The sequence below is a fragment of the Dysosmobacter sp. Sow4_B12 genome, from assembly GCF_052116665.1.
GTDB lineage: Bacteria > Bacillota > Clostridia > Oscillospirales > Oscillospiraceae > Oscillibacter.
In genome coordinates, this window is record NZ_JBQKKR010000008.1 from 52,507 (window position 1) to 67,543 (window position 15,037).

Here is a 15,037-nt window from a genome sequence, read left to right on the forward strand (position 1 = left end):
TCACCGCTTATCGCCGGGCTTGCAGAGAAGGGCCATGACCACGCCGAACACCATAGCCGCCGTGACGCCGCCGGCCGCGGCGGTGAGGCCGCCGGTGAGGACGCCCAGCCAGCCCTGCTCCGCCACGGCCTTGCCCACGCCCTTGGCCAGCAGATGGCCGAAGCCGGTGAGGGGCACGGTGGCCCCGGCGCCGCCCCATTGGACGATGGGCTCGTATAGCCCCAGGGCGCTGAGGACCACGCCGGCCACCACGTAGCCCGTCAGAATACGGGCGGGAGTCAGCTGTGTCTTGTCGATGAGGATCTGGCCGATGGCGCAGAGGATGCCGCCGCAGAGAAACGCGTTGAGATAGTCCATAGAAAACGCCTCCGTCATGTGGAATATGGCTGCCCTGGTAGTGTTCCCCAAAACGCCGCCGCCATACGGAAAAGCGGCAGGCCAACGGCCTGCCGCTTTCCGGTAAAGAAAAGAGTTGGGAAAAAGCAAGGAAAAATCAGTTCACATCGTCCTGGAGGGCGTCGTAGCCCTGCTCGCCGGTGCGGACCTTGACGACGTTTTCCACGTTGTAGATGAAGATCTTGCCGTCGCCGATGTTGCCGGTGTAAAGGACCTTGCGGGCGGTGTTCACCACCAGGCTCACCGGCAGCTTGCTGACCACGATGGAGACCTGGATGCTGGGCAGCATGGTGGCCTCCACCTTGGCGCCGCGGAAGTAGCCCTCGGTCTTGCCCCGCTGCTCGCCGCAGCCCATGACGTTCACGGCGGTCATGCCGGTGATGCCGATGTCGAACATGGCCCGCTTCAAGGCGTCGAACCGCTCCATCTTGCAGAGGATGTCGATCTTGGTCATCTTCACGCCGCCGGCAGGCACGGAGGGCTCCACCACGGAAGCGGCCACCTCCACGGGAACGGCCTCCTTGACAGGGACCGCGCCGGTGGCCTCGGCCACCAGGTCGGCGGGGGTGTCATCATAGACGAAGGCGAAGCCGCCGTATGCGGAGGGCAGGCCGTGCTCGGTGATATCCAGGCCCTTCAGCTCCTCCTCGGCGGAGACCCGCAGGCCGATGGTGTTCTTTAAGATCAAGAACACGATGGTGATCATCACAGAGGCCCAGACAGCGGTGGCCAGAACGCCCAGGCACTGGATGGCGAAGAAGTGGAAGCCACCGCCGTAGAACACGCCGCCGTCCACGGCGAACAGGCCCGTGAGGATGGTGCCGGCGGCACCGCAGACACCGTGGACGGAAATGGCGCCCACAGGGTCGTCGATCTTTGCCACGGAATCGAAGAAGTTTACGGAGATGGGAAGCAGCAGGCCCGCCGCGACGCCGATGAGGGCGGCGCCGGTGGGAGAGACCGCGTCGCAGCCGGCGGTGATAGCCACCAGGCCCGCCAGGGCCGCGTTGAGGGTCATGCCCACGTCAGGCTTCTTGTAGCGCAGCCAGGTGTAGATCATGGTGACGCAGGAGGCCACGGCCGCGGCCAGGTTGGTGTTCACGAAAATGAGACCGGCGGAGACCATGGCCTCATCGCTGTCCATGGCCACAGTGGAGCAGCCGTTGAAGCCGAACCAGCAGAACCACAGGATGAACACGCCCAGAGCGCCCAGGGACAGGTTGTGGCCGATAATGGCACGGGGCTTGCCGTCCTTGTCGTACTTGCCGATGCGGGGCCCCAGGATGGCGGCGCCGATGCAGGCGCACACACCGCCCACCATGTGGACCGCCGTGGAGCCGGCGAAGTCATGGAAGCCCAGCTGGCTCAGCCAGCCGCCGCCCCAGATCCAGTGGCCGGAGACGGGATAGATGAACGCGGAGATGCAGAAGGAGTAGATGCAGTAGGAGATGAACTTGGTGCGCTCGGCCATGGAGCCGGAGACGATGGTGGCGGCGGTGGCGCAGAACACCGTCTGGAAAATGAGAAAGGCGAACAGGGGAACGCCCGCGGGCAGAATGTCGGAATAGTCCCCCAAGACCATGGGGTCAAGCCCGCCGATAATGGCGCCGGCGCCGCCGAACATGAGGCCGAAGCCCAGCAGCCAGTAAGTGGGGGTGCCGATGCAGAAATCCATTAGGTTTTTCATAAGGATGTTGCCGGTGTTTTTGGCCCGGGTAAAGCCGGCCTCGCACATGGCAAAGCCCGCCTGCATGAAAAAGACCAGGGCCGCGCCCAAAAGGACCCAAATCGTGTTGACAGCTGAATACATACATTTCCCTCCTAAAACGAAAAGGCAAGGACGCCTGAGATGGCTCTCAGACGTCCTTGCCCTTGAATGGTATGACTTTACCACGAAGACGCGTGTCCGTCAATTGGCGAAACTCCTAAGGAATCCGCCAACTTTGACAAAAACTTCTCAACTTTTTATATACTTCTGACAAGGTTGGTGTAGCCCACTAGGTAGGCGTCCACCTCGGCGGCGGCGGCCCGCCCCTCGGCGATGGCCCACACCACCAGGGACTGGCCCCGGCGCATGTCGCCGGCGGCAAAGACCTTTTCCACGCCGGTGGCAAAGCTGCCCTCCGCCGTACGGACGGTCTTGTCTGCCTCCACGCCGAAGGCGGCGCACACGTCCTCCCGGCAGCCGGCAAAGCCGGTGGCGCCGATGAGGAGCTGGCAGGGAAGGGTGTCGCCCCCGGTGGTGACGACGCCAGTGAGGGCGCCGTCCTCTCCGTGGATCAGCTCCTTCACCTGGATGCCGAAGCGGCGGGGGTCGTGGCCGGTGACGGCCAGGGCCTCCTCGTGGGCATAATCCATGGGCAGCTGGCCGTCCTTCAGATAGTCCTTCTCCGGGCGGCGGACCAGCTGGGTCACAGAGGCGCAGCCCTCCCGCAGGGCGGTGGCCACGCAGTCGCTGGCGGTGTCGCCAGTGCCGATGATGACCACATGGCGTCCCTCAGCGGAGGGAGCGGCAGTCTCACTTTTTGCGAAAATGTGCCGCTCCACGGCGGATTTCAAGTATTCCGTGCCGTAGAACACGCCGCTGACGCCCTCCGTATCCAGGCCCAGGGCGCGGGGCTTCCCGGCACCGCAGCAGAGGATGACGGCGTCGTATTCCGCCAGCAGCCGCCGGGCGGTCTTGGGGTCGGCGGCGTCCACGCCGGTGACGAAGCTGACGCCCTCGTCGGTCATCAGGTCCACGCGGCGCCTCACCACGGACTTGGGCAGCTTCATGTTGGGGATGCCGTAGGTCAGAAGGCCGCCGGGATGCTCTTCCTTTTCCACCACGGTGACGGAGTGGCCCCGGCGGTTGAGCTGGTCGGCGGCGGCCAGGCCCGCCGGGCCGGAGCCCACCACGCAGACCTTTTTGCCGGACCACTGGGGAGGACGGCGGCGCTTCATGTGGCCGCTGGCGAAGGCGTCCTCAATGACGCACAGCTCGTTGTCCCGGATGGTGATGGCGCTGCCGTAGATGCCGCAGATGCAGGCCTGCTCGCAGGGGGCGGGACAGACCCGGCCGGTGAACTCCGGGAAGTTGTTGGTTTTCAGCAGGCGGCTCAAGGCGTGGGAGCGGTTGCCGCTCATGATCATGTCGTTCCACTCGGGGATGAGGTTGTGGAGCGGACAGCCAAAGGTCTTGCCCTCGTAGACCATGCCGGCCTGGCAGAAGGGGACGCCGCAGTTCATGCAGCGGCTGCCCTGCTGGGCCCGCACGGCGTCGGGGAGGGCAATGTGGAATTCCTCCCAGTCGCGGACCCGCTGGGCGGGGGCGCGGGTGGGGTCGTCTTTTCTGATGTACTCTAAAAATCCGGTAGGCTTTCCCATAGTGCTTGCCCTCCTTTCTCAGTGTTTGGTATTGGCGTAAAACGCCTCGATCTCGGCCTGCTCCCGGCTCATGCCCTTTTCCTCGTACTGGGCGATGGAGCGGAGCATGCGGTCGTAGTCCCGGGGCATGACCTTCTTGAAGCAGGGGATGTAGGAGTGGAAGGCCGCCAGGATCTGCTTGCCCCTGGGGGAGCCGGTGGCGGCCACGTGCTCTTCAATGAGGGAGCGGAGCTCCTGGATGTCGTGGGACTCCGTCAGAGTGTCAATGAGCACCTGCTCCTTGTTCAAGCGCATGTACAGGTCGTGCTTTTCATCCAGCACGTAGGCGATGCCGCCGGACATGCCCGCCGCGAAGTTCTTGCCGGTGGGACCCAGGATGACGCAGCGGCCGCCGGTCATGTACTCGCAACCGTGGTCGCCCACGCCCTCCACCACCGCCACGGCGCCGGAGTTGCGGACGCAGAAGCGCTCGCCGGCGCAGCCGTTGATGAAGGCCCGGCCGCTGGTGGCGCCGTACAGGGCCACGTTGCCCACGATGATGTTCTCGCCGGGGTCGAAGGGGCTGTTTTTCGGGGGATACAGGATGAGCTTTCCGCCGGAGAGGCCTTTGCCGAAGCCATCGTTGCAGTCGCCCTCCAGAGCCAGGGTGAGGCCCTTGGGGATGAAGGCGCCGAAGGACTGGCCGCCGCCTCCGTGGCAGGTGATGACATAGCTGTCATCCGGCAGGGAGTCGCCGCAAACGCGGGTGATCTCGGAGCCGAACAGCGTGCCGAAGGAGCGGTCCGTGGAGGAGACCTGCAGGTCCAGCTTGCCGGACTTTTTGCCCTTGAGGCTCCGGCCCAGCTTTTCCAGCAGCACGCTCATGTCCACGGTCTTTTCCAGGTGGAAATCATACACGGCGCCGGGGTCGAAGTGGGGCACATGGTCGCCGTAGGGGTTTTGCAGCAGGCCGCTGAGGTCCAGGGTCTCCGCCCGGTGGGTCACCAGCTTTTCCCGGACCCGCAGCAGGTCGCTGCGGCCCACCAGCTCATCCACGGTACGGATACCCAGGCGGGCCATGTACTCCCGCAGCTCCTGGGCCACAAACTCCATGAAGTTCACGATGTACTCCGGCTTGCCGGCAAAGCGCTTGCGCAGCTGGGGATTCTGGGTGGCGATGCCGGCGGGGCAGGTGTCCAGATTGCACACCCGCATCATGCAGCAGCCCATGGCCACCAGGGGTGCCGTGGCAAAGCCGAACTCCTCGGCGCCCAGCATGCAGGCGATGGCCACATCACGGCCGGTCATAAGCTTGCCGTCGGTCTCAATGACCACCTGGCGGCGAAGGCCGTTCTGAATGAGGGCCTGATGGGCCTCCGCCACGCCCAACTCCCAGGGAAGGCCGGCGCCCAGAATGGAGTTTTTGGGGGCGGCGCCGGTGCCGCCGTCGTGGCCGGAGATGAGGACCACCTGGGCGCCGGCCTTGGCGACGCCGGCGGCGATGGTGCCCACGCCTGCCTCGCTCACCAGCTTCACGCTGATGCGGGCTTGGCGGTTGGCGTTTTTCAGATCGTAGATCAGCTGGGCCAGGTCCTCGATGGAGTAGATGTCGTGATGGGGCGGGGGAGAGATGAGGGTCACGCCGGGGGTGGAGCACCGGGTCTTGGCGATCCAGGGATACACCTTTTTGCCGGGCAGATGGCCGCCCTCGCCGGGCTTGGCGCCCTGGGCCATCTTGATCTGGATCTCCTGGGCGCTGCACAGGTACTCGCTGGTGACGCCGAAGCGGCCGGAGGCCACCTGCTTGATGGCGGAGCAGCGCTCGTCGTGGAGCCGCTCCCGGGCCTCGCCGCCCTCGCCGGAGTTGGACTTGCCGCCGATGCGGTTCATGGCGATGGCCATGCACTCGTGGGCCTCCTGGGAGATGGAGCCGTAGCTCATGGCGCCGGTCTTGAAGCGCTTGACGATGGCGCTCACCGGCTCCACCTCGTCGATGGGGATGCCGCCGTTTTCGTCGAAGCGGAAGTCCAGCAGCCCCCGCAGGGTGTGGGGCTTGTCGGCAAAGTCCACCAGGGAGGTGTACTCCTTGAAGGCGGCGTAATCCCCCTCCCGGGCCGCCTTTTGCAGCAGCAAAATGGTCCGGGGGTTGTACATGTGGTCCTCTTTGTCGGGACCGGAGCGGAGCTTGTAGGTGCCGGTGGAGTCCAGGGTGGTGTCGTACCCCAGGCCCAGGGGGTCAAAGGCCTGGTTGTGGTTCCATTCCACACCCTCGCCGATCTCCTCCAGGCCCACGCCGCCCACGCGGCTGATGGTATTGGTGAAGTATTTGTCCACCACGTCCTTGTTGATGCCCACGCACTCGAAGATCTGGGCGGACTGGTAGGACTGGATGGTGGAGATGCCCATTTTGGAGGCGATCTTCACGATGCCGTGGAGGATGGCGCTGTTGTAGTCGTCCACCGCGGCGGCGGGGTCCTTGTCCAGAAGCCCCACGGTGATGAGCTCCTCCACGCACTCCTGGGCCAGGTACGGGTTGATGGCCTGGGCGCCGTAGCCCAGGAGCGTGGCAAAGTGGTGCACGTCCCGGGGCTCCGCGCTCTCCAGGATCATGGACACGGCGGTGCGCTTTTTCGTGCGGACCAGGTACTGCTCCAGAGCGGATACCGCCAGCAGGGAGGGGATGGCCACGTGGTTTTCATCCACGCCCCGGTCGGAGAGGATGAGGATGTTGGCCCCGTCCTTATAGGCCCGGTCCACGTTGACGAACAGCCGGTCGATGGCGTGCTCCAGAGGCATGGACTTGTAGTACAGCAGGGAGATGGTCTCCACCTTGAAGCCCGGCTGGTCCATGTAGCGGATCTTCATCAAGTCCACGGAAGTGAGGATGGGGTTGTGGATCTGCAGGACAGTGCAGTTTTCCGCCTTTTCCTGCAGGAGGTTGCCGCCGGCGCCCACGTAGACGGTGGTGTCTGTGACGATCTCCTCCCGGATGGAGTCCATGGGGGGATTGGTCACCTGGGCGAAGAGCTGCTTGAAGTAGTTGAACAGGGGCTGGTGCTTTTCGCTGAGCACCGCCAGCGGCGTGTCCACGCCCATGGCGGCGGTGGGCTCCACGCCGTCCCGGGCCATGGGGAGGATGGAATCCTTCACTTCCTCATACGTGTAGCCAAAGGCCTTGTACAGCCGGTCCCGCATGTCCTGGGTGTGCTTTTCCACCCGCTTGTTGGGGATGTTCAAGTCCTTCAGATATACCAGGTGCTGGTCCAGCCACTCGCCGTAGGGCTGCTGGCGGGCGTAGTGCTTTTTCAGCGTCTCGTCGTCCACCAGCTGCTGCTTTAGGGTATCCACCAGCAGCATCTTGCCAGGCTGCAGGCGGGATTTTTTCACGATCTTCTCCGCCGGGATGTCCAGTACGCCCACCTCGGAGGAGAGGATCAGATAGTCGTCGTTGGTGAGATACCACCGGCAGGGCCGCAGACCGTTGCGGTCCAGTACGGCGCCCATGGTGTCGCCGTCGGAGAACACGATGGCGGCGGGGCCGTCCCAGGGCTCCATCATGGTGGCGTAGTAGTGGTAGAAATCCCGCTTCTCCCGGCTCATCTTCTTGTCGTTGGCCCAGGGCTCGGGAATGCACATCATCACCGCCTGGGGCAGGGGGATGCCGTTCATCATCAAAAATTCCAGGGTGTTGTCCAGCATGGCGGAGTCGGAGCCGCTCTGGTCCACCACCGGCAGCACCTTGTCCATGTCCGCCTCCATGACGGCGGAGGACATGGTCTCCTCCCGGGCCAGCATTCGGTCCACGTTGCCCCGAATGGTGTTGATCTCGCCGTTGTGAAGGATGTAGCGGTTGGGGTGGGCACGCTCCCAGCTGGGGGTGGTGTTGGTGGAGAACCGGGAGTGGACCAGGGCGATGGCGCTCTGGCAGTCGGGGTCCTGGAGGTCGGCGTAGAACTTGCGCAGCTGGCCCACCAGGAACATGCCCTTGTAGACGATGGTCCGGCTGGAGAAGGAGGCAATGTAGGTGTTGACATTGGACTGCTCAAACACCCGGCGGACCACATAGAGCTTGCGGTCAAAGGCCAGGCCCTGCTTGCAGCGGTCGGGCCGCTTCACGAAGCACTGGCAGATGACGGGCATGCAGGCGCGGGCCTTTTCACCCAGCACCTCCGGATGGGTGGGCACATCCCGCCAGCCCAGGAAGGTCATGCCCTCCTTGGCCACGATGATCTCCAGCATCTTCTTGGCCTGGGCCCGCTTCAGCGGGTCGGTGGGGAAGAAGAACATGCCCACGCCGTAATCCCGCTCGCCGCCCAGGCGGATGCCCTCGGCGGCGGCTGCCTTCATCATGAGCTTGTGGGGCACCTGGAGCATGATGCCCACGCCGTCGCCGGTCTCGCCGGCGGCGTCCTTGCCGGCGCGGTGCTCCAGCTTTTCCACGATTTTCAGCGCGTCGTCCACAGTTTTGTATGTCTTGATGCCCTTCAGGCTGACCACGGCGCCGATGCCGCAGGCGTCGTGCTCCAGCTGGGGGTCATAGAGCATGTGGTTTCTCTGGTCAGGTTCCAGCATTGGAATTCCTCCCATTCTTTCTATTGAGATTTGCCGCGGGCGCGGCAGGTCAGTGGGTATACGAGTCAATGATGAGCTGGGCGGTCTCCGCCATTTTCAGTCCCGCGTCCATGCTGCGTTTTTGCAAAAAGCGGTGGGCCTCCGCCTCCGTCATGCGGTTGATGTCCATGAGGAGCTCCTTGGCCCGAAGAATGACCTTTTGCTCCTCCTCCTTCCGCTTGGGTGCGGGGCGGCGGAGGTGCTTGGCCTCAAGTTGCAGCAGGGTGTCCAGGGAGGCGTAGAACTCTCCCCGGGAGATGGGAGTGGCCAGCTTGTAGAGGGTTTCCCCCTCGCAATAGTCCAGGTTGACGGCGGAGGAGACCACCAGCAGCGCGGCGGTGCCCCGGAGACTGGCGGCCAGGTCACTGGCAGTCATGTCTCGCAGCTTGAAGCCGCACACCACCACGCCGCTGCCCATTTTTCGAATGAGGCGGATGACCTCGGCGCCGGAGAAGCAGCAGCCGGCGGGGGAGCAGCCGTTGGATTCCAGCAGGCGCAGGATGCGGCGCTGCGCCTCTTCGTTGGCAAATGCCACCACGACCCTGTCCATGGAATCACCTCTCCTCCCTTGGTTTCAAATCACGCTTCCGGTCAGTACGTCACCAGGTATTTTTTGAGCTCCCACTGGGAGACCTGGGTCCGGTATTCCTCCCACTCCCGCAGCTTGCCGGTGATGTACTGGGCGGTGACGTGGGGACCCAGGGCGTCCGTGATGACGCTGTCCGCCTCCAGGGCGTGGATGGCGGCTTCCAGAGTACCGGGCAGCTTGGCGATGCCCTGGGCCTTCAGTGCCGCGGCGGGCATCACGTTGAGGTTTTCCGAAATCTCGCCGGGAGGCGTTAACCCCTTTTCGATGCCGTCCAGGCCGGCGGCCAGGCAGGCGGCCAGGGCCAGATAGGGGTTGCAGGAGGGGTCGGGGCTGCGCAGCTCCACCCGGGTGGACTGGCCCCGGGGGGTGGGGATGCGGACCAGGGCGGAGCGGTTGCCGGTGGACCAGGCCAGGTAGCAGGGGGCCTCATAGCCGGGGACCAGGCGCTTGTAGGAGTTGACCAGGGGATTGGTGACGGCGCAGAAGCCCTGGACGTGGGCCAGCAGGCCCGCGATGAACTGATAGGCCAGGGCGGAGAGCTTCCGGGGGTCGGAGTCGTCGAAAAAGACGTTTTCCCCGTTTTTGAACAGGGACATGTTCACATGCATGCCGCTGCCGGCCTCACCGTAGACGGGCTTGGGCATGAAGGTGGCATGGAGGCCGTTTTTCTGAGCCAGGGTCTTGACCGCCAGCTTGAAGGTCATGATGTTGTCGGCGGCGGCCAGGGCGTCGGCGTATTTAAAGTCGATCTCATGCTGGCCGGCGGCCACCTCATGGTGACTGGCCTCGATCTCAAAGCCCATGTCCTCCAGGCACAGGCAGATCTCCCGGCGGGTGCTCTCGCCGTGGTCCAGGGGGCCCAGGTCGAAATAGCCGGCCTGGTCGGCAGTCTTGGTGGTGGGGTTGCCGTCATCGTCCGTCTGGAACAGGAAAAACTCCAGCTCCGGCCCCACGTTGAAGGTATAGCCCATGCGCTCCGCCCGCTGGACCACCTGCTTCAAAACGCCCCGGGGATCGCCCACGAAGGGAGAGCCGTCCGGATTGTGGACGTCGCAGATCAGACGGGCCACCTTGCCGTACTGGGGCCGCCAGGGCAGGATGGCGAAGGTATCCAGGTCCGGCCACAGGTACTGGTCGGACTCCTCAATGCGGACAAAGCCCTCAATGGAGCTGCCGTCCAGCATGATCTGGTTGTTCACGGCCCGCTCCACCTGGGACGCCGTGATGGCGACGTTTTTCATCTGTCCGAAAATGTCGGTGAACTGCATGCGGATGAACTGAATATCTTCTTCCTTCACCAGGCGGATAATATCCTCTTTGCTGTATTTGCCCATGGCGTACAGTCTCCTTTCAGCGGCTGAGTTGATTTATTAGTTTAAAGCACGAGAAACTCAAAATACGAAAAAAGAGCAGGCAGCAACCCCAGAGGGGGCGCCCTTGCTCTCTCTTGCGGAAATTATACCGTTGAAAAACCCGCACTGTCAACGTTTTTGACGCGGACAGCACGGGTTTTGGGTAGATTTCAGAGAGTGTTCTAAAAGCGAAAGCGCGGAGAAAAAATCATTTGTGCACTTTCGATACGGACCGCGCCTGTTTTCGCAAGGCGAACAGTCATGCTTCGGCGGAGAGACAAACGGCGTGGCAGATGCCCGGCACCGACTCTCCCTGGAAGGAGGTGGTGGGGGAGAGCAGAGCACCGGTGGGGGCGAAGAGCACCCGCCGCCACTTGCCCGCCCGCAGGCCCGGCAGCACATAGCCGTTCAGCACGGCGGCGGAGCAGCCGCAGCCGGAGGCGCCGGCGTGCATGTCCTGCTTTTCCCGGTCGTACAGCAGCAGGCCGCAGTCCTGGTAGCGGTCTGTCAGGTCGATGCCGTCCCGCCGGAAAAAGTCCCGGACGATGTCGTGGCCCAGCTCGCCCAGGTCTCCGGTGAGGATGAGGTCATAGTCCTTCGGGCCGGTCTGCGTGTCCCGGAAGAAGGCGGAGAGGGTGTCGTAGGCGGCGGGGGCCATGGCGGCGCCCATGTTGTTGGAGTCGGTGATGCCCTTGTCCACGATGCGGCCGCAGATGACGTGGGTCACGTAGGGCCCCTGGCCTTTTTCCGCCAGAATGGTGCAGCCGGCGGCGGTGGCGGTCCACTGGGCGGTGGGGGTCCGCTGGCTGCCATAGGGTACCGGCATGCGGTACTGCCGCTCCGCGGTGCAGAAGTGGGAGGAGGTCATGGCCGCCGCCCGGCGGGCAAAGCCGCCGTCGATGAGCAGGGAGGCCAGGGCCAGGGACTCGCCCATGGTGGAGCAGGCGCCGTACAGCCCGTAGAAGGGGATGCCGAAGTCCCGCAGGCCGAAGGCGGAGCCCACGCACTGGTTCAAAAGGTCCCCCGCCAGGATATAGTCCAGGTCGCCCGCTTTCAGCCGGGCCTTGTCCAGGGCCCGGCTCAAGGCCCTCTTCTGCATGGCGGACTCCGCTTTTTCCCAGGTGGATTCCCCGAAAAAGGAGTCCTCTCCCAGCTCGTCAAAGCAGGTGCCCAGGGGGCCCTGGCCCTCAAATTTACCGCCCACGCAGGCACAGGCGAGGACGGAGGGAGGCGCGGACAGGGCCACGGTCCGGCGGCCCAAACGTTTAGAGTTCATATTGCCACCTCACAAAGGGATTTTCCGTAGCTTGTCCCAAAGACCGCGAAAATATGAACGCCCAGGCAGGAGATGATGGGGAAAAACCGCTGTACAACGGGGATTTGCCGTGGTATAATCCAAATTCAATGGAAAAATTTCGTATAGCTTTTAAAGAGGTGTGTCATATGAGCGAGGAAATGCGTTCCTTCGGCTATCTCTGCCCGGCGTGCGGCAGGACCGTTCTGGCGGCCCGTTCCGTGTTCGCCCTGGAGGCGTCCAACGCCGAGGTGGAGTGCGAGTGCGGCAAATCGGCCCTGCGGGTGACCTTTGACGGCGCCAAGTACCATGTCTACGTGCCCTGCGGCCTCTGCGGAGAGACCCACGAGGCCGTTGTTCCGCCGGAGCGGATGCTTCAGGGAGCCACGGCCCTGGGCTGCGCCAAGACCAAGCAGTTTTGCTGCTTCATCGGACCGGAGGGCATCGTGGAGAAAAACCTGCGGGAGCTGGCCATCCTGGCGGAAAAGGAAAAGCAGCAAAAGGAGGACGAGGGGCCGGAGGCCTTTGTGGACAACGTCATCATGTACGAGGTCCTCTCAGAGCTGAAGGACATCGCCGCCCGGGACCGCGGCATCACCTGCGCCTGCGGCAGCGGCCGCTACGGCATGGAGATCCGCCGCAGCGCCGTGGACCTGGTGTGCCGGGACTGCGGCGCCAAGCTGCGTATCCCCGCCGCCACGGACCGGGACCTGGATGACCTGTGCTGCCACATGAAGCTGGTCATCCCGGGAAAGGGCGTGTAAGCGCCCGCTTCTTCGAGACAGATGTGACCTCTTCCATATCAAGCGCCTTTGCCGGGCGGCTTTAAGCGCCAACGGCAAAGGAAGAAAGGACCTAAGAATATGATAGCCCTGTTGGCAAAACTTTTTATTAAGGATAACGGCGGCGAGCAGGCGGTGCGGAAGGCCTACGGCATCCTTTGCGGCGCTGTGGGCATCGGCTTCAACGTGCTGCTGTTCATCGGAAAATTTTTCGCCGGGACCCTGTCCGGCTCCATTGCCATCACCGCCGACGCCTTCAACAACCTCTCCGACGCGGGCTCCTCCTTTGTGACCATGCTGGGCTTCCAGCTGGCGGGCCAGAAGCCGGACTCCGACCACCCCTTCGGCCATGGACGCATCGAGTACCTGTCGGGTCTGGCGGTGTCCATGCTCATTCTGCTGATGGGCGTGGAACTGGCCAAGTCCTCCCTGGAGAAGATCCTCCGCCCGGAGCCGGTGGATTCCAGCCCGCTGGTCATCGGCATTTTGTGCGTGTCCATCGCCGTGAAGCTGTATATGTTCTCCTACAACCGGCGGCTGGGCAGGAAGCTGAATTCCTCCGCCATGGAGGCAACCGCCATGGACTCCCTCAGCGACAGCGCCGCCACGGCGGCGGTGCTCATCGCCACCTTAGTGGGCCATTTCACCGGCCTCATGATCGACGGCTGGTGCGGCATCCTGGTGGCGGCCTTCATCCTCTGGTCCGGCTTCAACGCCGCCAAGGACACGCTGAATCCCCTGCTGGGCACGCCGCCCACCCGGGAATTCGTTATGCAGATCCGGGACATCGTCATGGCCCACAAGAGCATCCTGGGCATCCATGACCTCATTGTCCATGACTACGGCCCCGGCCGGGTGATGATCTCCGTCCACGCGGAGGTCTCCGCCTCGGAAAACGTGCTGGAGCTCCACGACGAGATCGACAACGTGGAAAAGGAACTGCGGGAAAAGCTGGGCTGCGAGGCGGTCATCCACATGGACCCCATCGTTACCGATGACGGCATCACGGAGGAGACCCGCCAGCGGGTGGCGGCCCTGGTCCGCTGTATCGACGACGAGATCACCATCCACGATTTCCGCATGGTGGCGGGCCCCACCCATACCAATGTCATTTTTGACGCGGTGGTGCCCTTCCATTTCCGTTTGACGGACGCGGAGGTGCGGGAGAAGATCGAGACCGCGGTCCGCACCCTGGACGGCAACTACTACGCCGTCGTGAATGTGGAGCGGCCCTATACATAAGATATTATAAAAGCCGGGAGCGCTTCGTGCGCTCCCGGCTTTTATAATATCTTATGTATGCGCAGGTCATAAAATAGCGTCGGCCAGGGCCTCCAGGGCGGGCAGGTCGCTGTCCTTCAGCGCGCCGCGGATGGTGACGGCGGGCTCCACCACGGTGATGTCCTTCGCCTGTCCCAGGATCTCCCGCATGGTCCGGGCGGCGGTGGGGGCCCAGGAGCCGTTTTCCACCAGGGCCACAGTGCGCTTTTGGTAGTTCTTGCCCTTGAGGTGGTGGAGGAAGTCTTCCATGGCGGGCATGACGCCGGCGTTATAGGAGGAGGCGGCCAGAACCACCTTGCCGTAGCGGAAGGCATTCTCCAGCGCCTTGGCCGTGTCGTCCCGGGTGAGGTCGGCCATGACCACCTTGGGGCAGCCCTTGGCCTTTAGGATCTCGGCAAGCTTTTCCATGGCGGCGGCGGTGTGGCCGTGGATGGAGGCGCAGGCGATGAACACACCCTCGGACTCCACGCCGTAGCTGCTCCAGATGTTGTATTTATCCAGATAGTGGCCCAAGTCCTCTTTCAGCACGGGGCCGTGGAGGGGGCAGATGATGCGGATGTCCAGGCCGGCGGCCTTTTTCAGAACGGACTGCACCTGGGGTCCGTACTTGCCCACGATGTTGAAATAGTAGCGGCGGGCCTCGTCGTCCCAGGCCTCGTCGGCGTCCAGGGCGCCGAATTTGCCGAAGCCGTCGGCACTGAAGAGCACCTTGTCGCACTTGTCATAGGTCATCATGACCTCCGGCCAGTGAACCATGGGTGCCGAGATGAACGTCAGCTCGTGGCGGCCCAGGGACAGGGTGTCCCCTTCCTTGACGGTGACAGCCCGGCTCAGGTCCAGTCCGGTAAAGTACAGGGGCAGCATCTGCAGCGCCTTGGCGCTGGCCACCAGCTGCACGTCCGGGTATTTTTCCACCAGCGCCTGGATGCTGGCGGCATGGTCCGGTTCCATGTGCTGGACCACCAGGTAATCCGGCTGCCGACCCGCCAGGGCCTGCCGGAGATTAGCCAGGAACTCGGTGGTCTTGCGGCGATCCACCGTGTCCATGACGGCGACCTTGTCGTCCAGAATGACGTAAGAGTTGTAGGAAACGCCGTTGGGGACCACGTATTGGCTCTCAAACAGGTCCAGGGTCTTGTCATCCACACCGATGTAACGAATGTCATTTGTAACCATACGGACACCTCCGAAACACATATGATAAAAAAATGCAAAAATAAAATAAAGATGTAACTTTTTGTGAAATCCGCCGAATCCTTGAAAAAAATACGCTGCCGGCGACTATCCTAACATATTGAAGAACTTTTTGCAAGAGAAAGGGGCGGCGCTGCGCAAAACCGCATGGGCGGGGTGAAACAAAAGGGTGGAAAGCAGCCTTGAGTTTTCT

General features: G+C 63.2%; 10 protein-coding genes. 2 read left to right on the forward strand and 8 right to left on the reverse strand.

Annotated features, from left to right (window positions below; all coding sequences use genetic code 11):
• The 7 genes from spoVAE to spoVAD all read right to left on the reverse strand — a co-directional run bounded on the left by spoVAE (window position 1) and on the right by spoVAD (window position 11,569).
• Window positions 1-357, reverse strand: coding sequence for a stage V sporulation protein AE (spoVAE, locus tag ACTQ4R_RS08745; protein WP_441627784.1), 357 nt, complete (start codon window positions 355-357; stop codon window positions 1-3).
• A gap of 136 nt (window positions 358-493) precedes the next feature.
• Window positions 494-2,206 carry an ammonium transporter gene (locus ACTQ4R_RS08750; RefSeq protein ID WP_441627786.1) on the reverse strand — a complete coding sequence of 571 codons (1,713 nt, stop codon included), beginning with the start codon at window positions 2,204-2,206 and terminating at the stop codon, window positions 494-496.
• A 155-nt stretch (window positions 2,207-2,361) separates the two neighbouring features.
• Window positions 2,362-3,762, reverse strand: coding sequence for a glutamate synthase subunit beta (locus ACTQ4R_RS08755; protein ID WP_441627788.1), 1,401 nt, complete (start codon window positions 3,760-3,762; stop codon window positions 2,362-2,364).
• 18 nt (window positions 3,763-3,780) lie between these two features.
• The gene (gltB, locus tag ACTQ4R_RS08760) at window positions 3,781-8,313 is read right to left on the reverse strand and encodes a glutamate synthase large subunit (RefSeq protein WP_441627789.1); all 4,533 of its coding nucleotides are present in this window, start codon (window positions 8,311-8,313) and stop codon (window positions 3,781-3,783) included.
• Window positions 8,314-8,362: 49 nt separating this feature from the next.
• Window positions 8,363-8,902 (reverse strand): ANTAR domain-containing response regulator, encoded by a 540-nt coding sequence (locus ACTQ4R_RS08765; protein ID WP_441627791.1) that lies wholly within the window; start codon window positions 8,900-8,902, stop codon window positions 8,363-8,365.
• Window positions 8,903-8,943: 41 nt separating this feature from the next.
• A complete protein-coding gene (gene glnA / locus ACTQ4R_RS08770; protein ID WP_441627793.1) occupies window positions 8,944-10,275 on the reverse strand; it encodes a type I glutamate--ammonia ligase in 1,332 nt (443 codons plus the stop codon).
• Window positions 10,276-10,552: 277 nt separating this feature from the next.
• Window positions 10,553-11,569 (reverse strand): stage V sporulation protein AD, encoded by a 1,017-nt coding sequence (spoVAD, locus tag ACTQ4R_RS08775; protein WP_441627795.1) that lies wholly within the window; start codon window positions 11,567-11,569, stop codon window positions 10,553-10,555.
• 167 nt (window positions 11,570-11,736) lie between these two features.
• On the opposite strand from spoVAD, the gene ACTQ4R_RS08780 reads away from it, so the two are divergent.
• Entirely contained in the window at window positions 11,737-12,351 is a 615-nt protein-coding gene (locus ACTQ4R_RS08780; protein WP_441627797.1) for a hypothetical protein, read from the forward strand.
• Window positions 12,352-12,450: 99 nt separating this feature from the next.
• Window positions 12,451-13,611, forward strand: coding sequence for a cation diffusion facilitator family transporter (locus tag ACTQ4R_RS08785; protein ID WP_441627799.1), 1,161 nt, complete (start codon window positions 12,451-12,453; stop codon window positions 13,609-13,611).
• A 66-nt stretch (window positions 13,612-13,677) separates the two neighbouring features.
• Here ACTQ4R_RS08785 and ACTQ4R_RS08790 read toward each other — a convergent pair whose 3' ends face one another.
• Entirely contained in the window at window positions 13,678-14,826 is a 1,149-nt protein-coding gene (locus ACTQ4R_RS08790) for an FprA family A-type flavoprotein (protein WP_441627801.1), read from the reverse strand.
• Between the last annotated feature and the right edge of the window lie 211 nt (window positions 14,827-15,037).